The organism is Enterococcus sp. AZ050, from assembly GCF_051715085.1.
Taxonomy (GTDB): Bacteria; Bacillota; Bacilli; order Lactobacillales; family Enterococcaceae; genus Enterococcus; species Enterococcus faecalis.
In genome coordinates, this window is the sequence record NZ_JBIOTC010000001.1 from 1,766,840 (window position 1) to 1,787,507 (window position 20,668).

15 protein-coding genes are annotated in these 20,668 nt (G+C 40.6%); all 15 read right to left on the bottom strand.

What is annotated here, in order from left to right; all coding sequences use genetic code 11:
* Window positions 1-79: 79 nt before the first annotated feature.
* The 15 genes from IGJ04_RS08565 to citF all read right to left on the bottom strand — a co-directional run bounded on the left by IGJ04_RS08565 (window position 80) and on the right by citF (window position 20,667).
* On the bottom strand, window positions 80-757 hold the full coding sequence (locus IGJ04_RS08565; RefSeq protein WP_002355980.1) for a fructose-6-phosphate aldolase: 678 nt from the start codon (window positions 755-757) through the stop codon (window positions 80-82).
* Window positions 758-784: 27 nt separating this feature from the next.
* Entirely contained in the window at window positions 785-1,141 is a 357-nt protein-coding gene (locus tag IGJ04_RS08570; protein ID WP_002355981.1) for a PTS glucitol/sorbitol transporter subunit IIA, read from the bottom strand.
* A gap of 23 nt (window positions 1,142-1,164) precedes the next feature.
* A complete protein-coding gene (gene srlE, locus IGJ04_RS08575) occupies window positions 1,165-2,160 on the bottom strand; it encodes a PTS glucitol/sorbitol transporter subunit IIB (protein ID WP_002355982.1) in 996 nt (331 codons plus the stop codon).
* A gap of 16 nt (window positions 2,161-2,176) precedes the next feature.
* Window positions 2,177-2,731: a PTS glucitol/sorbitol transporter subunit IIC gene (srlA, locus tag IGJ04_RS08580; RefSeq protein ID WP_002355983.1), complete on the bottom strand. Its 555-nt coding sequence runs from the start codon at window positions 2,729-2,731 to the stop codon at window positions 2,177-2,179.
* Entirely contained in the window at window positions 2,731-3,216 is a 486-nt protein-coding gene (locus IGJ04_RS08585; protein ID WP_002355985.1) for a transcriptional regulator GutM, read from the bottom strand. Before IGJ04_RS08585 ends, srlA begins: the two co-directional genes overlap by 1 nt.
* The gene (locus IGJ04_RS08590; RefSeq protein ID WP_438840120.1) at window positions 3,213-5,075 is read right to left on the bottom strand and encodes a BglG family transcription antiterminator; all 1,863 of its coding nucleotides are present in this window, start codon (window positions 5,073-5,075) and stop codon (window positions 3,213-3,215) included. Before IGJ04_RS08590 ends, IGJ04_RS08585 begins: the two co-directional genes overlap by 4 nt.
* A gap of 15 nt (window positions 5,076-5,090) precedes the next feature.
* On the bottom strand, window positions 5,091-5,891 hold the full coding sequence (locus IGJ04_RS08595) for an SDR family oxidoreductase (protein WP_002355987.1): 801 nt from the start codon (window positions 5,889-5,891) through the stop codon (window positions 5,091-5,093).
* A 171-nt stretch (window positions 5,892-6,062) separates the two neighbouring features.
* On the bottom strand, window positions 6,063-7,961 hold the full coding sequence (mnmG, locus tag IGJ04_RS08600; protein ID WP_002355988.1) for a tRNA uridine-5-carboxymethylaminomethyl(34) synthesis enzyme MnmG: 1,899 nt from the start codon (window positions 7,959-7,961) through the stop codon (window positions 6,063-6,065).
* 19 nt (window positions 7,962-7,980) lie between these two features.
* Window positions 7,981-9,378, bottom strand: coding sequence for a tRNA uridine-5-carboxymethylaminomethyl(34) synthesis GTPase MnmE (gene mnmE, locus IGJ04_RS08605; RefSeq protein WP_002355989.1), 1,398 nt, complete (start codon window positions 9,376-9,378; stop codon window positions 7,981-7,983).
* Between the two features lie 232 nt (window positions 9,379-9,610).
* Window positions 9,611-14,305 (bottom strand): Ig-like domain-containing protein, encoded by a 4,695-nt coding sequence (locus IGJ04_RS08610; protein WP_438840121.1) that lies wholly within the window; start codon window positions 14,303-14,305, stop codon window positions 9,611-9,613.
* Window positions 14,306-15,047: 742 nt separating this feature from the next.
* Entirely contained in the window at window positions 15,048-15,917 is an 870-nt protein-coding gene (citG, locus tag IGJ04_RS08615) for a triphosphoribosyl-dephospho-CoA synthase CitG (RefSeq protein WP_438840122.1), read from the bottom strand.
* Complete coding sequence (locus IGJ04_RS08620) at window positions 15,914-17,098, bottom strand: NAD(P)-dependent malic enzyme (protein WP_438840123.1); 1,185 nt, start codon at window positions 17,096-17,098, stop codon at window positions 15,914-15,916. Before IGJ04_RS08620 ends, citG begins: the two co-directional genes overlap by 4 nt.
* Before the next feature lie 117 nt (window positions 17,099-17,215).
* A complete protein-coding gene (locus IGJ04_RS08625) occupies window positions 17,216-18,613 on the bottom strand; it encodes an oxaloacetate decarboxylase subunit alpha (RefSeq protein ID WP_002355994.1) in 1,398 nt (465 codons plus the stop codon).
* Window positions 18,606-19,142 carry a citrate lyase holo-[acyl-carrier protein] synthase gene (gene citX, locus IGJ04_RS08630; RefSeq protein WP_002390266.1) on the bottom strand — a complete coding sequence of 179 codons (537 nt, stop codon included), beginning with the start codon at window positions 19,140-19,142 and terminating at the stop codon, window positions 18,606-18,608. The genes IGJ04_RS08625 and citX overlap by 8 nt, the downstream gene beginning before the upstream one ends.
* On the bottom strand, window positions 19,135-20,667 hold the full coding sequence (citF, locus tag IGJ04_RS08635) for a citrate lyase subunit alpha (RefSeq protein ID WP_002355996.1): 1,533 nt from the start codon (window positions 20,665-20,667) through the stop codon (window positions 19,135-19,137). The genes citX and citF overlap by 8 nt, the downstream gene beginning before the upstream one ends.
* Between the last annotated feature and the right edge of the window lies 1 nt (window position 20,668).

The following is a 20,668-nucleotide window of genomic DNA, read 5'->3' on the forward strand; positions in this document are numbered from 1 at the left end:
AAGTGAATAATCGTAGATGTTTCATGTGAAACAAAAAAAGAACGAGAAGAAAAATGGCCGCTTTTTCTTCTCATTCTTTTTATGCTAATTCGTTTACCGTTTCTACTCCAAAAACAGCAACCCAATCTTCCTGAAAATCAGTTACTGCTTTTTGAATGGCGGGCATTGCCAAGCCTTGTGTCACGAGTTCTGGTGCGATAGTGACCGCTTGCGCCCCCATTTGACAGGCTTGATTAATTTGTGCCACGTTTTTAAAACTAGCAGCTAAGATCTTACTCTTTGCGTTCGTCCGTTTAATTTCTGCAGCTAAATGCTCAATAACCTTTTGAGAATCAATTGTTAAATTCTCCATCCTATTATAATACGGCGCTAAATAATCTGCACCTGCCGCAATCGCTAGATAACCTTGAAATTCTGTATAAATAGCGGTTGCTGTTATCCGATAATTTGCCTGCTTTAGTTGTTTGATGGCTGCCAAGCCTGCTTCATTGACTGGGATTTTAATGAATGTTTCTTGGCCTAATTGTTGTACAATGGTTTGGGCATCTTCTAGCATCTCTTCTGTCGTTTGACCGACCACTTGGACGTGCAAACTCGCTTGTCCAATCGTTTTTTTGATTTCTTTCATCTGCGCAAAGAAGTCAATTTTTCCTGCTTGTTTAACAATACTGGGATTAGACGTCACGCCTGCCAGTGGTAAAATTTTCTGATACTTTCGAATAGCCTCAAGATTAATTGTATCTAGCATAAATTCCATCTTTTACGTTCCTCCCTTAAACGATAATTATAGAATAGTGATTGTTGTACCAACAGTTATTTCAGGAATAGCTTTTTCTTCAACATATAATGTACCTGGTAATTCAGGTGTTGTTGCGCCATCAAATTTAATAGTAATGTGACCCAATGTGTCTAAATTAGTTAATACTACCTCGCCTACAGCGGTAATCTGGTAAGTTTGTTCATCAATCACTAACGTTTGCTTGTCCGTAATCGCTTCTGTGACTGGCTGAACCTCAATGTTATAACAATAATCTGCTAAAGCATCTGGTGCATCTTTTCCAAATAAGATGACCATTTTTTCTTCTTTAAATAATTCGGCTTCTGGTCCAATAGACTGAACCTTTGTTGTAAATACTGACATTTCCCATCCTCCAAAAAAATTTTTTAACTATACAATCCAAAACTTGCTAACCAAGCAACTAGTACTCGAGGGGCACCATTTAAGAAACGAGAATATAAAACAGAAGGGACCCCGACTTCAACGGTTTCGGCTTCAGCTTCTTCCAAGCCTAAGCCCACGGGAATAAAGTCGCACGCGTTTTGTGTATTAATAGCAAACAATGCTGGTAGAGCTAGTTGTGGCGGAATGTTGCCTTTCCCAATTTCCACACCAATTAACGTACCAATTACTTGGCTGATTACTGCTCCAGGACCTAATAAAGGAGAAAGAAACGGCAGAGAACAAATAAAACCAATAATTGTTAACCCCACAATGTTTCCTGCTAAGGGCGCCATGATATTGGCAAAAAATTCACCAATTCCTGAACCTTGGATCACACCAATTAATAAAGAAACAAATGCCATAAACGGAATCACTGTGTTGATCATCGTTTGTACGCCTTCACGGGCTGATTGGTTGAATGTCGCTACAACTTTTCCTGCACCCATACCAATTTTCGCAACAAAACTTTGTTGTTCCGCTTTTTGTTCAGTAATTTTTTTACTTGTATCATATTTAAATTCTGTTTTTTTCGAGGTGGGCTTTTCTGTATCAGCAGCAGCTTCTTCTGATGTCAATGTAATCTGTTTCGGGCCTACAGCGGAAACATAAATTGTCTCATTAATGTATTGTGCTAAGGGACCACTTTTGCCAGTTGGAACAACGTTAATAGTAGGAATTCCTTTTTTAGGATAAATCCCGCAACGAAGAGTGCCTCCACAATCAATAATGGCTAATGCGATTTCATCATCTGGAATCGATGTCTTAAAACCATTGACCGCTTCCATTCCTGTCAATTCTACGATTTTATCAACAATTGCGGGTTTCTCGCCGCCACCTGTAATGTAAATAAATTTATGTTTTTCTTCTGTCGGTGTAATCACTAAGGGCCCACCATAACCGCCATTTCCTTTAACTACCTTAATACTATTGTACGTCATCTCACCTTGCTCCTTTCTAATCCACAGCAATCTCTACTGTTTTACTAAGGGTAATTCCTTGTTGTTTGCAAACATAGGCGGTAGTGAAATCGGTAACCCAACCGCCAATAAAATTCATTAATATCCCTACAAACATATAGCGAATCGCTAGGTCCATCGAATTTAGTCCTAACGTATCAATCCCTTGCGCAATCCCTAACCAAACGAACAATTCACCAGGATTAATATGAGGAAAAACTCCATTACTGGTATGACAAAATTGCGCTTGTGCAGCATAATAGCTAGGTTTATAGTATTCTGGTAAAAATCGAGCCATCGTAAAGGACATTGGATTGCCTAACATAAAAGCGGATAAAAAAGGCAGCACTAAATACCGCGTAACAGGATTTTTGGCAGAAAGTTTGGCTACTTTGGTTACTCTTTCTTCTCCTAGAAAAGCAATTAAAGTATTCATAGCTACCATTAACATCAAAACAACAGGTACGATGCCTGTCATCCAAGAAATAAATGTTTCTGCTCCTGTTTGGAAAAGGTGCATAAATCCTTCCGCAAATTTTGTAATATAAGACATTACTCGACACTTCCTTTCAATTTTGTTTGTACTTTATTTTTCCATAATTGCCATTGAATTTTGGCTCCATTAAGCGGCGTTAATGGTTGTGTTTCTTGATAATTGCCAAGCTCAACACGTAAGTAAATTTCTCGTGCATTTTCCATCGCTTGTTGGGTTAATTTATTTTCCTTTTGTACGAGTGGATGGTAATGATCCATATAATGAATATCCTCGTTCACGTACTGAGGTAAGGGATGAAATTTAGCTAGAACAGTGACACCTTGCATCTTTCTAGCGGCTAAGATTTTCCCTTGTGAATCCACAGCAAACAAGATAATCGTGCCTGCTTTTAACTTCCCTGCACGTCGACCAATCGCGACTTTCCCTAATTGTCGCAATTCTTGGTAGTTTTGATTAAAGTGTTTAATCTGTTTCATTCCCATAGCTATCTGAACGAAGTAAGCTGTTAAAAAAAGCGCCCCGAATACGTAGATAAAACTCATATGATAATCCCCTTCCTTTGCATCCACTCTTTAACCGCTAAAACATCTCGTTGCTTCCGTAACTCATTACGTAAACGTTCGTCTCCTGCGATTGTAAACAAGCGGTCATATAGTTGTAGTAACTCTGCTTCAACAGTGGCCGTCAGCTCTTCTGGAATACCCAACAGCAAAATAACATCAACTTTACCTTCTGGTGTAACCAGTGATTCTTCAAAAACCCCAATCGATAAAATAATCGTTGGTAAGGCTTGATTAATTGTATGGGGAAAGGCAATCCCCGATTCAAAAATAGTTGTTTGTTGATCTTCTCTAGTAAAAATTCGTTCGATAAATTGGGGATCTACTAATTTTTCTGCTTCTAAATCAGCAATCATTTTCTGGATATTCGCTCGGTAACCTTGAGTATTCTCTAATAATTGATAGGTCATATGAATATTTTGAGATTCCACGGAACGAATTTCTTTTGCTCTCTGCCACTCATTTCTGAGCCAAGTATCGTTAAATAAATTAGTTAAATGGATCATCGGTGTTTGTGGTCGAATATTTTTTAAGGGAATGGTTGTAAAAATAGCAAAATATTGATTCAATTCTCTTCTCTCTGCCTCTTCTTCAGAAAAATGGGCAATCTGGACGTCTGGACCCAAAACTTTTTCCAATTGCCGCTGAATGATCAAGGCCGTTCCATGACCTGTACTGCAGATTACAGCGATTTCTTTTTTGGCTCCCGCTTCATAGTTCCCTCTCAATGCTAGCTCAAAATACAAAGCGAGATACCCAAATTCAACCGTCGGCACACAACGATTTAACAAACGGCCCAATTCTTGCAAGCCAATCTTGGCTAATTCATAGGCCAAAGGATATTGTCGTTCAATTTCTCCGTAAAATAAATCGTGACATTCCACATGAAAAACGAGTCGATTCATCACGTTTCTTAAATGATCTTTCATTTCTGAAAACAAGAAGTCCTCATCAAATTCAACAACAACTGAATGATGAATTTTTTTCATCATTTTTTGAAAATAGTCAGCTAAGAGTCCTTCATCAGCCAATAAAGAATTACGAATATGGTTTGTGTTGATGTTAAAAGGAAAGCTGATAAAGGAACGTTCCCATTGGCTTAACGTTACATTATAGGTTATTTCCAAGTGATACATCAGTTCTTCAATCTGCTCGTTATGACGAACATAATCAACATATTCTGGTGGTAGTTCCGTAATGAGTTTTCCAGCTAAAACACGCTGCAAAACAATTGAAACCACTCTTCGTAAAAGAAAACTATCTTGTTTTGCTAGTCTTGTTTCTTTGATTATTTTTTGTATCATTTGTTTGGTAGTTTCATGAAGAAACTGTTCTTCAAAATATTCTTGGACGTAATTCACATGAAGTAAGCGTAAATCAAACTCTTTTCCTTCTAAATGAATGCCACGGTTTGGCGTACCTACAACCGCAACCTGCCAAGGAGCAATCAGCTCTTTCATGCGCTTAATGTCTTTATTAACTGTGCCGCGACTAACGGCGATTTCTTCGGATAAATCATAAGTTGAAATAAATTGATCTTCTTCTATTAATCGTTTGATAATGTAGGAAACACGCTTGCTTGAAGAATTAAAATCAGATTCCCTTTTTAGCCGTCCAGACAAAACCTCTTCAAAACCTTCAAAGTTATTGATTTCTAACTGAAAGAGATTTTCCTTCTGAATAATTTGGGCGATACCGATTAATTCATCATTCAATGTATCAATGTTTTTACGAACTGTTTGAGGACTTGCGGCTAATTTTTCTTGCAATTCCTGTAAGCTCATTCCTTTGTGATCAACTAGTAATTTTATTACTTGGTACCATCTATTTACTAGCGTCATTTAGTTTTCCCACCTCTATCCTCTTGTTTTACCTCCAGCTACGTTTGTGGTGATGCCTGTAATATAGCTTGAACGGTCTGATAAATAATAGCATACTAAGTCAGCGACTTCATGGAGTTTTCCGCTACGACCTAATGGAATCGTACTTGTTTTTGAATAACCTGCTCGCAATTGCTCCACAGAAATGTTTCGTGTATAAGCCAATGCTTCTTCGTATGCTAAAGTGCGCAAGCCCGTTTCTTCCATAATGCCTGGCGCAATCCCCACGACACGGACGTTTGATTTTCCTAACTCTTTAGCCCATGAACGTGTATAACTGCTGACCGCTGCTTTCGTTGCAGCGTAGGCGCTTTGCCCTTCGGAGCCTTCTAATCCAGCTTCTGAAGACATATTAATAATGACACCTGCTTGTTTTTGTACAAGAATCCGGCCCACTGCTTGGCTCATTAGGTAGAGCCCTTTTTGATTGATGGCTACAATTTTGTCGAATACCTCATCCGATAATTCATAAGGCCCATGAGGATGATTTTTATCCACCAACAAACGAGGAATATTGATTCCGGCGTTATTTACTAGGCCATCTACGGTTCCAAATTTTTCCACCACTTGAGCGACACCCGCTTCTACTTCTGCTCGAGAAGTTACATCGACTTTCACAAAGAGTAAATGCTCATGTTGCGTTTCTGATGCTGAAATATCAAAATTAGCGACATAGACCTCTTGCGCTAACAAGCTTTCAACAATGCTGCGACCAATACCAGATGAGCCTCCTGTAACAATCACTACTTTTCCTTTAATTCCTAACCAATCTGTCATTTGTTCCACTCCTATCATTTGTTTGCGCTTTCAGTATAGGTCAGTTTGTGAAATTATTTAAGACAGTCTTTTTTTGCAGTTTAGAAAAAAAAGTAGACTAATTCAAAACAAAAAAGCAGTTGCTTCTTCACAATCAATCATCCGTGAAGAAGCAACTGCTTCAAATTTTTATTATCCTTGCACTTTCGCGATTTTTCCTTGTTCGATGTAGACCATCAAAATGCTAATGTCAGCGGGATTCACACCGCTGATACGGCTTGCTTGGGCAATCGTTTCTGGTTGGATTTTTTGTAGTTTTTGTTTTGCTTCTGTAGCCAAGCCGTTAATCGCTTGGTAATCGATGTTTTCTGGAATTCGTTTTGCTTCCATGCGTTTTAGTTTCTCAACTTTTTCCATGGCTTTTTTAATGTAGCCTTCGTACTTGATTTGAATTTCTACTTGTTCAATCACTTTCGGATCGAGCGCCTCTTCAGGTGCGGGAATAAATTGAGCGACTTCTTGATAACTGATTTCTGGGCGTTTCAGAAAATCTCTAGCTAAAATACCGTCTTTTAAGCCAGCAGCGCCTTTGGTTTCCAAAAATGCTTGCACTTCTTTGGTTGGTTTAATCCGATGTTTGCCTAAGCGGGCAATTTCCGCTTCAACAGCCGCTTTTTTGACTAGATAGGCGGCATATTGTTCTTCTTTGACTAAGCCAATTTCATGACCCATTTCTGTTAAACGTAAGTCCGCATTGTCATGTCGTAAAATCAAACGATACTCCGCACGTGACGTTAATAAGCGATAAGGTTCGTTGGTACCTTTTGTAACTAAATCGTCAATCATGACGCCAATATAGCCGTCACTACGTTTTAAAACAAGAGGCTCTTTGCCTTGAATTTTCAATGCAGCATTAATTCCTGCCATCAAGCCTTGACCAGCAGCTTCTTCGTAGCCACTAGTTCCGTTCGTTTGACCTGCTGTATAAAGATTTTCAATGACCTTTGTTTCTAATGTTGGGCGTAATTGGTGAGGGACTACCACATCGTATTCAATGGCGTAACCTGTACGCATCATTTCTACTTTTTCTAATCCTTCAATAGAATGAAGCATTTCTGTTTGGACATCTTCTGGTAAAGAAGTAGATAAGCCTTGGACGTAAACTTCTTCGGTATTCAACCCTTCTGGTTCCAAGAACAATTGGTGTCTTGGTTTGTCTGCAAAACGAACAATTTTGTCCTCGATGGATGGGCAATACCGAGCGCCCACACCTTCCACAATCCCAGTAAACATTGGGGCGCGGTGTAGATTTTTTTGAATAATTTCATGCGTTGTTTCATTCGTATAAGTTAACCAACAAGGTTCTTGGTTTTGATTGTAGGCACTATCTGGCGTGCTGTAACTAAAGTGGTTGGGTTCTTTATCGCCTGGTTGTTCCTCTGTCACAGAATAATCAATCGTACTTGATTTTACTCGCGGCGGCGTTCCTGTTTTAAAGCGATCGATTTCTAAACCTAATTCTTTTAAATGATTGGCTAAACCAACGGAAGGTTGCGAATTGTTTGGTCCTGATGAATATTTTAATTCACCAATAATAATTTCGCCACGCAAGGCAGTACCGGCAGTAATCACCACTGCTTGACTACGGTATGCGGCACCTGTTGAAGTTACAACACCACGACAAACGCCATCTTCCACGATTAATTCTTCAACAATCCCTTGACGAAGGGTTAAATTTTCTTCTTTTTCAATGGTATGTTTCATTTCTGTCGCATAGGCATGTTTGTCAGCTTGCGCGCGCAACGCACGCACTGCTGGACCTTTACCAGTATTTAGCATCCGCATTTGGATGTAGGTTTTATCAATGTTTTTACCCATTTCGCCGCCTAATGCATCGATTTCTCGGACAACGACTCCTTTGGCAGGTCCACCAACAGAAGGGTTACATGGCATAAAAGCAACCATATCTAAATTAATCGTTAAAAGTAACGTTTTAACGCCCATTCGTGCGGCTGCTAAGGCTGCTTCAGAGCCAGCATGTCCAGCACCGACGACAATAACATCATATGATTCTGCTTGATATTGATTCATAAAAAATTCCTCTCTTGTCTTATTTTCCTAAACAAAATTGACTAAATAACTGTGTAATTAATTCATCTTGGACACTATCGCCGACGATTTCCCCTAAATAATCCCAACAACGGGTCATATCAATTTGAACTAAATCGACTGGCATACCTGCTTCGATGCCGTTAATCACTTCTTGTAACGAAAGCGCTGCTTGATCTAGCAAAGCAATATGACGTGTATTAGAAATATAGGTAGCATCTTTTTCGCCTGTTTGGCCGCCAAAGAAAAGATCAGCAATTTTCGCTTCTAACTGGTCTAAGCCTGTGTTTGACAACACCGAAACGGATAAAATTTCTTCTGCAGGGACTAATTCTTGTAATTCGTTAGGATCCAGTTTTGTCGGTAAGTCCATTTTATTTAAAAGAATAACGCGTTTTAAGCCTTTCGTTGCTTCCAACAGTTGACGATCTTCCTCCGTCAATTCTTCGCTTTGATTTAAGACTAACAAAATTAAATCCGAATCTGCTAACGCTTTGCGGCTACGTTCGACACCAATTCGTTCCACAATGTCTTCTGTTTCGCGAATCCCCGCTGTATCAATTAATTTTAAAGGAACGCCGCGAACGTTAACGTATTCTTCAATGACATCACGTGTCGTTCCAGCAATATCTGTAACGATAGCTTTTTCTTCTCGTAACAGATGGTTTAACAAACTGGATTTCCCGACATTTGGTCGGCCAATAATTGCTGTACTTAGACCTTCTCGCAAAATTTTTCCTTGTTTAGCGGTCGTTAATAATTGTTGAATCTGCGCTTTCACAAATTCGGCTTTTTCTAAAAGTAATTTCGTGGTTAATTCTTCGACATCATCATACTCTGGATAATCGATATTAACTTCTACTTGTGCTAAAGTATTTAAAATTTCTTGTCTTAATGAACGAATTAACGCCGACAAGTTACCATCCAATTGGTTCAATGCAACATTCATCGCTTTATCTGTTTTAGCACGGATTAAGTCCATCACTGCTTCTGCTTGTGAAAGATCCATTCGGCCATTTAGAAAAGCACGTTTTGTAAATTCCCCAGGTTCGGCCATTCGTGCGCCTTCACGTAACAGTAATTGCAGTAGTTGGTTCACCACGACAATGCCGCCATGACAGTTAATTTCTACCACGTCTTCTCGTGTAAATGTTTTCGGTGCCCGCATCACAGAAAGCATGACTTCATCAATCAATTGATCGTTTTGCGGATCAACAATATGACCATAATGAATCGTGTGCGTGGGGACTTTAGCTAAATCTTTAGTGCCTGACCGATAAACTTTGTTTGCAATAGCAACTGCTTGCTCGCCACTTAAACGAACAATACTAATCGCACCTTCACCTGGCGGCGTAGAAATCGCCGCAATTGTATCAAATTCCATTGTAGCTGATTGCATAATTAGCTTCCTTTCTTCATAACAACAAAAAAAGCGCCCACTCCTCCTGCATTAAAAAATTCAGGTTGGATTTAGCACTTTCACTGCTTGTTCCTTCGATTTTCTGAAAATAGAATAGCACATTTTATTCTATTTGGCAATTTTTCTTCATTAAATGGAACGAGAAAACGTATCATTGAGTGGGGAATTCTCAACAATACGTTTTCTCATCTATAGGAATTAAAGGAGAGAGCTAGTTTTTACGTTTGCGTTTGATGATTCCCATGCTCGCAAGGAGTGCGACAAAGGCGCCAAACAAACTTGTTGTCACGGCTGAGGACTCTTTTTCACCTGTACTAGGTAAGTAGCCTGTTTTCCCGTGATTTCCAGTGCCATAACTGATGGTACTTAGTTTAGGGTGGTAGCCACTACCATTTGTACCGAGGCCATTGCCTAGTGAACCTAAGCCAGAACCTGTTGTACCTAAACCAGAACCTCCATTTGGATTTGAACCTGTGTTTGAACCATTTCCATTATTCCCGCCAGTTGCGCCATTGTTTCCTGTGTTGCCGCCTGTATTGCCGTTATTTCCGCCAGTGTTACCATTGCCTCCTCCAGGACTTTTTGGGTCGGCTGGCGTCATGAAGGTTGTAGCCGTACTGTAATGTCCTGCGCCATCGGTAGCTGTCGCAAGTAAACTTTGTTGAGCAGTCGCTTGTCCCGCTGTTAATTGGATAGCGAAGTTGCCTTCAGCATCGGTGGCACCTACAGCAATCACACTTCTTAATAGTCGGTTACTAATTTGAATGATTCGGTTTGGTTCAGCTGTTCCTTTGATGAGGTAGCCGGCTTTAGACGTTCCTAAAACTGAAGAAACAGTTGGTGCCGCAATTTTAATCTCTGGTTCTCCCGTAATATCGGCCGGCGTCATAAATGTGGTTTTAGGACTCACATTTCCTTGTGTATCTGTGGTTAGTGCGGTTAATGTTTCTTTTTCTGTTGCTAACCCTGCTGCAATATGAACGGAGAAGGTGCCTCCAGTAGTTGTACTGCCACTTGCCAATAGTTGTTCACTGCTATTGTAAAATTGAACCGTGACATTTGGATCAGCAGTTCCAGTGACTGTATAGCCATTGGCTTTGTTTCCTTCAACCTTCGTAATAGTTGGCGCCGCTAAAACAACATCCGCTGGAATAACGGCTGTAGCTGGTTGACTTTCATTACCTGCGCCATCTTTGCTAATAATCGTAATCGTTTCTCCTGGTGTCACTACGCCAGCTGGTAGAGTCACCGTATATTGGCCGGTTTCGTTAGCAGTTGTAGCAGCAATGATGGTTCCGTCTGCGTCACGGACATCAATAGTGGTTTTTGGCTCCGCCGTTCCAGTGATTTCGTAACCTTTACTAGAATTTCCGGTAATAGAATCAATGGTTGGTGTGGCTAAGTCGGCTGGTGTAGTTGCTGTAGCTGGCTGACTTTCTTTTCCTGTTGCATTTTTCGCTACGACAGTTATTGTTTCGTTAGCTGAGGCCTTCCCTGGCTCTAAAGTCACTGTGTATTTGCCATCAGTTCCAGTAGTTGCCATGCCAAGGACTGTGCCATCGGCGTCACGCACCTCAACTGTTGTACCAACTTCTGCTGCTCCTACTACTTGATAGCCTTTTGTCGTGCTACCAGTGATTTTGTCAACAGTAGGTGTCGCGACTGGTGCATCTGGATCAGCAGGTGTTTTGAAAGCAGTCGGATTACTTTCTTTCCCAGCAGCATCTTTTGCAATGGCAGTTAAGGCTTCGTTGGCTGTTGCTGTGCCCGTCGGAAGAGTGATTGTAAAGGCGCCAGCACCATCAGTCGTTCCCGTAGCAATAACTAAACCTGCTTCATTGTGAATCTCAATGGTGACATTTGGCTCTGCCGTGCCAGTTACTTGATACCCAGTAGCAGTTGTTCCTGTGACATTCGTCACAGTCGGTGCTGCCACGGTTGCATCTTCAGGGACCGTCACTTCCGTTGGTTGACTTTCATTGCCGTCACCGTCTTTTCCAACAACTGTTAATGTATCACCAGGATTAGCGGCTCCCGCTGGAAGGTCCACAGTAAAGTTTCCTTGATCATCCGTTGTCGTTGTACCAATAATTGTTCCATCTGGGTTACGTACTTCAATGGTGGTATTAGGGTCCGCCGTCCCAGTGATTTCATAACCAGTTGTTGAATCTCCAGTAATGTCACCAATTGTTGGTGTGGTAACATCAGCGGGTGTCATAGCTGTAGTTGGTTGACTCTCAAGTCCAGTATCATTTTTAGCAACTACATTCACTGTTTGTTTCGCTGTTGCTTTTCCTGAAGCTAACGTCACAGTATATTGGCCAGTCGGTCCAGTTGTTGCGGTGCCTAAAACTGTTCCGTCTGTTGCACGAACTTCAATGGTGGTGCCAAGTTCAGCGGTACCTGTCACTTGATATCCTTGTGTTGTATTCCCGGTTACTTTGTCGACACTTGGCGGTGCCACTACTTCATCTGCTGGTGTTTGGAAGGTTGTCGGTGTACTTGTATTGCCAGCAGGATCTTTGGCTAACGCTGTCAATGTTTCATTCGCATTTGCCGTCCCAGCTGGAAGGTTCACAGCAAAGGAACCAGTCCCATCGGCAGTCCCTGTTGCAATCACGTTCCCATCTGCATCACGAATTTCGATGGTAGCATTCGGATCAGCGGTGCCTGTCACCTGATAACCAGCAACTGAATTACCTGTTACTCCTGTTACAGTTGGTGCTGTAACCGTGGCATCAGAAGGAACAAGGACTTCAGTCGGTTGACTTTCATTTCCCGCGTTATCCTTTCCAATCACTGTTAACGTATCCCCAGGATTGGTCGTTCCCGTTGGTAGTGTGACAGTAAAATCACCATTCGCATCAGAGGTACCTGTACCAATGACTGCCCCAGCTGGATCACGAACTTCGATTGTTGTGTTAGGGTCTGCTGTTCCTGTAATTTCATAACCCGAACCAGAGTTGCCTGTGATGTTATCAACTGTTGGTGCAGTGACATCAGCTGGTGTTGTCGCCGTTGCTGGTTGACTTTCCGTGCCACTAGCGTTTTTCGCTACAACGCTCAGCGTTTGATTTGCTGTTGCTTTTCCTGGAGCTAAAGTCACTGTATATTTTCCATCAGTTCCAGTTGTTGCAGTACCAAGGACCGTGCCAGCTGCATCGCGAACCTCAATGGTGGTGCCAACTTCAGCAGTCCCTTTGACCTCATAGCCTTTTGTTGTACTACCTGTTACAGTCTCAACAATTGGCGTCGCCACGGGCGTATTAGGATCCGCTGGCGTTTGGAACGTTGTTGGCGTACTTTCTGTACCGCTGGCGTTTTTCGCTACGGCGGTTAACGTTTCATTGGCGCCTGCTTCACCTGCGGGAACGGTAACTGTAAATGCCCCTGTCCCATCAGCGGTACCTGTACCTATTACGGTGCCTCCTACATTTCGGATCTCAACCGTGGCATTAGCATCAGCAGTTCCTTTAACCTCGTAACCTGCCGTTGAATTACCTGTCACTCCTGTGATTGTTGGTGCGGTTACGGTTGTCTCATCCGCTGGTGTTTGGAACGTTGTTGGCGTACTTTCTGTGCCGCTGGCGTTTTTCGCTACGGCGGTTAACGTTTCATTGGCACCTGCTTCACCTGCGGGAACGGTAACTGTAAATGCCCCTGTCCCATCAGCGGTACCTGTACCTATTACGGTGCCTCCTGCATTTCGGATCTCAACCGTGGCATTGGCATCGGCAGTTCCTTTAACTTCGTAACCTGCCGTTGAATTACCTGTTACTCCTGTGATTGTTGGTGCGGTTACTTCACTAGTAGTGCCTGCAGCAAAATAAATGTTGGATACACCGTCTGCTGTTGCTAATAAATTAACGTCTAAAAGATCTGTTTGAACGACTGTTCCTACAAAACGAGCATCTAAATTATTGGATAAATTTTGAGGTGTTGAAACGGTAGTTGGTAAAGTAACCGTGGTTGCGCCTAGTAAAGAAGCATCCACTAACTCATTTACGCCTGAACCACCAACCGCTAATAAAGGCAAAGCACCTGAAACAGCCACGTTCACCGTGCCTTTGACAGGAAGCAAGGCTGCATTTATAGCTGCGGCGACAAGATTACTTGGGATACTGGTACCTTTTGCCTCCAAAGCTTGAACTGCCGCATTCAAATCTTGTAAGATGTTTGAAACATTTTGGGCTAAAACTAACCCTAAACCATCACTAATCGGTGCACTAATGTATGAGCCGTCAGCTGCTAACGTTTCCGGAGCTGTAAATGAAGCAGCACCTAAGTTTTCAATGTTATTAACTAATTCCAATTGACGATTCACTTCCGTCAAATCAATATCAACACCAGTTAAATTCCCTAAAGCCCCACTGGTAATTTGAGTAATGACATTGGTTAAATCATTGGCTGCATTCAAAACGGCAGTCAAAAAAGTAACTTTTGAAAGATCAATCGTAACGTTGGTATTGATTGCTGCGCTGCCTGCTGCAGCTACATTTCCTCTTAACTCAGGAGGAACCACTAACACCGCTTGTTTTTGTCCACTAAACACAGCGGAAGCATCTGCTAAAGCGCCACCAGAAACCGTGAAATTAACTGGTTGATTTTGGTTTGCGGCTGTCCAACGATTACTCGTTGAAGTGCCACTGTCATTATTTGACGTAACATTTGATAATAGTTCGATATCCAAGACCGCTGCTGATGCACTGATTGTGCCAGAGGTAACAGCTATACTTACAGGGATTGCTAATGACGTAAATAATAAACCACTTGATATTGCTAAATTAAGCATCTTGCGTTTTGTCCATTTTTTATACTGACTTTTCCGATTAAAATCCTCAACAATTTTCTTTTTCATCTGATCGTCCCTCTTTTCTTTAAAATAAACGATAAATACCAAGATCATTAGCTTCCCCTAGTTGTTCATCTCCCCCTTTAGCGATTTAAATGGATTTAACACCTGCAGTTTAGTACATTTCCTCAGCTTTTCAAAATATAATGCTGTGAATTTTTATATAAAAATTCATTTGATAACAAGCATCCTAAATATGTTAAAAAACTCACTAATTCATTAGTGAGTTATTATACAATGAGAGGAAAATGAGGAAGTTTATACGTTTCTCCCCAATCATTAAAGATAAATAAATTATTTTATTATAACTTATCGTTTGATAAATCGATAATTAAATAACGGAAATTTTTTTTATTTTTTTGAGAAATTCCACTATTATTTTTTCTGCTTCTTTGACTGTTTTTATCAATTTTATAGACATAAGTCATAAAAACTTTACATCAAAAAAATGACTCTAATCTATAACAATTTTTTCTGTTTTTAAGATTTTTTTTATGAAATTTTTTATATTAAAAAAATTTCATAAAAAAAAGACGACAGCCGTTTTTGAACGAATGCCGCCTTTTAGATAAACAAAAACCTGATTCTAAAAGAATCAGGTTTAGGAAAAGCAAATCAAGATTCGCTTCAACTGTTTATCATCGTATTTGTATACTCTGATAAGAATGATTTCGTAATAAAATATACTGTGTTTCGTGGTATTTGTCAATCGCTTTCTTGAATTCTCTTGAGACCTTTCCATAAGCATATAAGGTCAAAATAACTGACCAAATCAGCGTTGTAACTATCTTTTTAATTAAGGCGTCAGCCAATTTAATTTCATTAGTTTATCTAAAAACACCACCAAAATTAAAGCATCTGCACTGCCACCAATACTCCAATTTTTTTCTTTGAATAAGTGATTCAATCTTTCTAAGCAAAGGGTTCCCCGTAACGTTTGTATCCCCCCTAAAGCAAAATATTCCTGGATTAACGGTTGATATATTTCAAAAATTTGGACATTTTGACTTCGTTTAATCAAATTCGTATCCTCAACATAGAGCGATAAATAAAGGAGCGTATCAATGAGTTTTTGTTGTTGTGTGCCTTGATGTTTTTGATAATAAGGCACTCCCTGTTCAAAGACAGCGGGATAGCCTTGTTGCGCCTCACCACGGATTCCAGTCAAGCCATGCTGAACAAATAGTCGTTCACCCCAAGTTAGTTTTTCTAGCTCATTCGTAGCGAGGTTTTCAAAGTCGGCCAGTAAGTCTTGCGTCATTGTTTGAAGCGTTTGTTGAAACAATTGTAAGGTGCAAGGGGTCTCCCAAATCATTAGACGACCACAGATAGCTAAAAAAATACCTAGAGAAAAAATCGCTCCTTTATGTGTGTTGATCCCTTCTGTTGCCTCAAACATCGCTCGTTCTGCTTCTAAACCAACTTGTCGAATCGCGCGAAATGTTGCCTCAATCGGCAAATGACGTAGCTCTGTCCCAGCTTGAACGAAGGCTTCAAAATAAGGAGTCAAAACTACACTACTTTCTAAAAAAGTGAAAACATCCATATCTTGATGGGCGCCTGCATCGACTGGATCCACCAAGCCTGGTTTATTTAAACAGGTCACTTCATAGAGTAGTGCCAATTGTGCTTGCTGCGCTAATTTACTCCTTGCTTGCTTTGTCATTGCCTTTTACGTCCCTTCTTCTGTGCCGTGGTCTTTTCTTGTTTTATATAGTCTAGTACAGCATTAAAAACCGTGTCAACTACGCCGCCATCAAATACATTAGGTATGACTTTTTCTGCTGTGGGTTCTGAAATCATAGCGGCCAAGCTTCGTGCTACTGTCATTTGCAAACCGACATCGACTTTTCTGCCTTTCGCTGCCAATAACCCTTTAAAAAGACCTGGAAAAGCTAAAATGTTGTTCACTTGATTCGGATATTTGGAAGAACCAGTTGCTAATAAACGGACGCCATTGGCTTGGGCGAGGGCTGGTTCAATTTCTGGTTTAGGATTTGCTAAAGCAAAGATAATTGGGTCTTGGTTCATTGATTTAATCAGGGCTGGCGTTAGCACATCCGCTTCTGATAAGCCTAAAAAAACGTCCTGATTGACGACAGCGGTGGCTAAATCTTTGTTTTCTACTGATGGTTTTATTACCTGTCGAAGCAAAGCACGTTGGTAAGGATTCAATGTCGGGTCTTCTTCTCTTAAAACACCTTGGCGATCTACTAAGGTAAGATGCGTAATTCCCGCTTGAATACATAACTTAGCGGTCGCTACACCAGAAGCACCAACTCCGTTAATCACCACACGCAATTGATTTAAAGGTTTTCCTTTAATTTTGGCTGCGTTGATTAGCCCAGCTAAAACGACAATGGCTGTGCCTTCTTGGTCATCATGATACACAGGAATGTTCAAACGTTGTTGAAGTTTTTCTTCAATTTCAAAACATTTTGGTGCAGAAATATCTTCTAAATGGATTCCTGCAAAACTATTTTGTAAATTTTCAATTGTTTGAACCATCTCGTCAACTGATTTTTGTTCCAGTGCTAAAGGAATAGCATCGACCCCCGCCAAATTTTTATAAAGTAAAGCTTTGCCTTCAACAATTGGCAAGCCCGCTTGCGTGCCCATATTGCCGAGACCCAGAACAGCTGACCCATCTGTAATAACCGCAATTAACTTACCACTAATGGTCCACTCGCGCGCTAATTCATGATTTTGGGCAATCATTAAACTCAATTCTGCGACACCAGGTGTATACATTTTGGCTAAATCATGATGGTTTAATACCGCTTCTGTTGCTTCAAGACTTAGCACACCAATATTTTTTTGATGAATTGCTAGAACTTCTTCTAACACATTGTCACTTCCTTTCACGGGCTGCCTTTTTTCTATTTGATGAAGCAAGGGTTTGAACAACCGTTATCGTCGCTCAAACCCTTGCTTCTTTATACATTTGCGGAGCACTTGCCCGTTCTATTCTGGCAAGTCAAGTTTGACTGTCACTTTCTGTAACGGTACATCGTAAAAAGGATCTTCACGACGTCCTAAAAAGTCTTTTCCTTGTTGTGGGAACATCGCATATAATAGGACATCCTCTTCAGATTTTGCGTATTGTTGGATTTCCTTTTCTAAACTATGCAACTCTGGTTTCAATAAATCCGCTGGTCGACAAGTAATTACTTCTTCATCCCCAATGATTTTTTGCTTAATCTCTTCTGCGATAGGTGCTGGTGATTTGCCATATTCTCCGCGCACATAATCTTTGATTTCATTCGGTATTAAGGAATATCTTTCCCCAGAAATCACATTCATTAAAGCTTGTGTTCCGACCATTTGTGAAAGCGGCGTAACTAGTGGTGGATACCCTAAATCCGCTCTTACTTTAGGTACTTCAGCTAAAACTTCTTCATATTTGTCTTGTAAACCTTGCTCCGTTAATTGACTTAATAAGTTTGATAACATACCACCAGGCACTTGATAAATCAAGGTTTTCGGTTCCGTATCTTTAACTTTAGGGTTTAAAATGCCTTCACTTCTAAAACGATCACGAATCGGATTGAAATAGTCAGCAATCTCTGTTACTTTTTCCATATTTAAACCTGTTTCAAAGCCTAAATCTTCTAACGCAATGGCTACAGATTCTGTGGCTGGTTGACTCGTACCGCCAGCGAAAGAAGAGATAGCTGTATCGATGATATCCGCACCTGCTTCAGCAACTTTTAAATAGGTCATCTCAGAAATACCACTAGTCGCATGCGTATGCACCTCTAAAGGTAAATCAATGGCATCTTTCATTTTGCTCACTAATTCAAAACCCGTTTGTGGCGTCAAAACGCCTGCCATATCCTTAATACAAATGGAATCCGCTCCTGTTTGACTCAATTCTTTGGCTAATTTTACAAAGTAATCGATGGTATGAATTTCACTCGTGGTATAAGAGATCGCTGCTTGACAGTGTCCGCCAGCTTCTTTTGTTGTTTGAATTGCTGTTTGTAAATTACGGACATCATTCAAGGCATCGAAAATACGAATAATATCAATCCCATTTTCAACTGATTTTTCGACAAAGGCCCGCACCACATCATCAGCGTAATGACGATATCCTAGTAAATTTTGTCCTCGTAATAACATTTGAAGTTTGGTATTTTTAACTTCTTTGCGAATTTGGCGAAGACGTTCCCAAGGATCCTCGTTTAAATAGCGGACACAGGAATCAAACGTTGCCCCGCCCCACATTTCTAATGCATGAAATCCTGCCTCGTCCATTGTTTTAATAATCGGCAGCATATCTGAGGTTGGCATCCGTGTTGCAATTAAACTTTGTTGCCCATCCCGTAGCACCGTTTCTGTAAAACGAATTTTTTTACTCACTTGGCTGCTCCTTTCGTGTCAAAATTATTTCTGTTATTTTTTCTTGCATTGCTTCAAGACTGTGACGTCGATTTCGTCCACAGACTTTCGCCTCTTCTTGGCAAATAAAACAGCGCCGTGGTGGCAAGCCTAAATCTCCTCGATGAAGGCTTTTTAGTTCTTCATTTCCCCATAAAACATCTAGGTCCACTAAACGACCATAAGGATGTGTTTCTTCAATTTTGACCATTCTTTGTTTTAATTCTTGTGGGGCTAACGAAACCGCCAAATAATATTCAGGACCTGTTTTTTCATTCCGGTAAAAATTAACAATCGGTACTTGATCCAGCAATTGTTGCTCGACTTCGTCAATTACTTCTAAAAAAACAGCCGTTAAAGTGGGCGAATTTTTTACTTCTCCAGGAATATTCATTGTGGCAGATAAGAGACTAGCTTCTGGTGCTGTTTCTAACAACTCCTTCTGTGTGGCAGCTCTTTGTTCGCGAGCATCCAACATCTCTAAAAGTGTTACTTTTTCCCCATTAAACATTGCGTACCACATCAATTAGACTACCATCTCGGTATTCAATTAACGCAACAACTTTGTCTCCATATTTAATTGGTTCCGGGGTGCCAACAATGTTGTAGGCTTTGTCTTTCAACTCTTCTAACGTAAACTGAGGAACATCTAAGGTTTTAAAACAATCAATTAAGTCTGTTCTTTTTGGATTGATTGCAATGCCGACTTCTGTTACTACGACATCGACACTCGTACCTGGTGTAACGACTGTATTTACTTGCTCGACGATTGTTGGAATCCGTCCACGAACAAGTGGTGCAATCACTAGACTCATTTTACAAGCCATACTTGTATCGGAATGTCCGCCAGAAGCACCACGGATGACACCATCTGAACCAGTAATGACATTTACATTAAAATCTGTGTCCACTTCTAAAGCAGATAAAATAGCTGTATCTAATTGATTAATAACCGCCCCTTTGCTAAGCGGTGAAGCATACATATTGGCATCAATTTCATAATGATTGGCATTTTCTCCTAAAGAAATAGCTGATGGATGATCAAAGTCTTGGACGTCAATAATTTTTTCTACTAAACCTTCTTCCAAAAGTTCCACCATTGCATTCGTAATTCCGCCTAAAGCGAAACTTGCTTTAATGCCATCTTTAAGCATTTGTTCTCTCATGAACCGCGTAACTGCTAGTGAAGAGCCACCTGTTCCTGTTTGGAATGAGAAGCCTTCTTTGTAGTAAGGAGAATGTGTAATTATTTTTGCGGCATATTCAGCAATCAATAATTCTTTAGGATTCTTTGTAAAACGTGTCGCGCCTTTGGCAATTCCATCTGGATCACCAATTGCATCAATTTCTACCACATAATCAACATCTGTTTGTGGAATACTAATAGGGGTATTAGGATATGGCACTAATGTGTCAGTAATGATGACCACTTGATCCGCATATTTTGCATCGACCATCGCATATCCAAGAGAACCACAGGTGGCTTTTCCTTTGGTTCCATTCGCATTTCCATAAGCGTCTGAACTTGGTGCACCTAAGAAAGCTACATCAATATGGATATCGCCTGCTGCTACTGCCCGTGCCCGGCCACCATGTGAACGAATCACCACAGGATTTTCCATGATACCTGCTGAAATAGCGGCGCCTACTTTATCTCTCAAACCAGAAGAAGTAATGTTGGTGACTACTCCATTTTTAATGTGTTCGATCAGAGGTTCATGAACATTTGCAATTGAACTAGGTGCAATCGAAATGTTTTTCAGCCCCATGGCGGCAATCTCGGCTAAAACTAAATTCATCACATAGTCTCCTTCACGGAAATGGTGATGGAAAGAGATGGTCATGCCATCTTTTAAACCTGTTTTTTCAATTGCTTCACGAATACTTCCTAAAAGTTTTGTCTCCCGAGGTTTCACTGGTTTAATTGCTCGGCTCGCTTCTTGATAAGCATCAATGTGTGCTAATTCTCCTTCATAAATGCCGTATTGCTCTGCATAAGATTGAGGAATGTCTTTGCCTACTTTATTTACTACCATG

Excerpts from the sequence above, each read along its gene's own strand:
- IGJ04_RS08565 (WP_002355980.1), bottom strand. The coding sequence starts at position 757 with ATGGAATTTATGCTAGATACAATTAATCTTGAGGCTATTCGAAAGTAT.
- IGJ04_RS08570 (WP_002355981.1), bottom strand. The coding sequence starts at position 1,141 with ATGTCAGTATTTACAACAAAGGTTCAGTCTATTGGACCAGAAGCCGAA.
- IGJ04_RS08590 (WP_438840120.1), bottom strand. The coding sequence starts at position 5,075 with ATGACGCTAGTAAATAGATGGTACCAAGTAATAAAATTACTAGTTGAT.
- srlE (WP_002355982.1), bottom strand. The coding sequence starts at position 2,160 with ATGACGTACAATAGTATTAAGGTAGTTAAAGGAAATGGCGGTTATGGT.
- IGJ04_RS08585 (WP_002355985.1), bottom strand. The coding sequence starts at position 3,216 with ATGAGTTTTATCTACGTATTCGGGGCGCTTTTTTTAACAGCTTACTTC.
- citG (WP_438840122.1), bottom strand. The coding sequence starts at position 15,917 with ATGACAAAGCAAGCAAGGAGTAAATTAGCGCAGCAAGCACAATTGGCA.
- IGJ04_RS08595 (WP_002355987.1), bottom strand. The coding sequence starts at position 5,891 with ATGACAGATTGGTTAGGAATTAAAGGAAAAGTAGTGATTGTTACAGGA.
- citF (WP_002355996.1), bottom strand. The coding sequence starts at position 20,667 with ATGGTAGTAAATAAAGTAGGCAAAGACATTCCTCAATCTTATGCAGAG.
- srlA (WP_002355983.1), bottom strand. The coding sequence starts at position 2,731 with ATGTCTTATATTACAAAATTTGCGGAAGGATTTATGCACCTTTTCCAA.
- mnmG (WP_002355988.1), bottom strand. The coding sequence starts at position 7,961 with ATGAATCAATATCAAGCAGAATCATATGATGTTATTGTCGTCGGTGCT.
- IGJ04_RS08610 (WP_438840121.1), bottom strand. The coding sequence starts at position 14,305 with ATGATCTTGGTATTTATCGTTTATTTTAAAGAAAAGAGGGACGATCAG.
- citX (WP_002390266.1), bottom strand. The coding sequence starts at position 19,142 with ATGTTTAATGGGGAAAAAGTAACACTTTTAGAGATGTTGGATGCTCGC.
- mnmE (WP_002355989.1), bottom strand. The coding sequence starts at position 9,378 with ATGCAATCAGCTACAATGGAATTTGATACAATTGCGGCGATTTCTACG.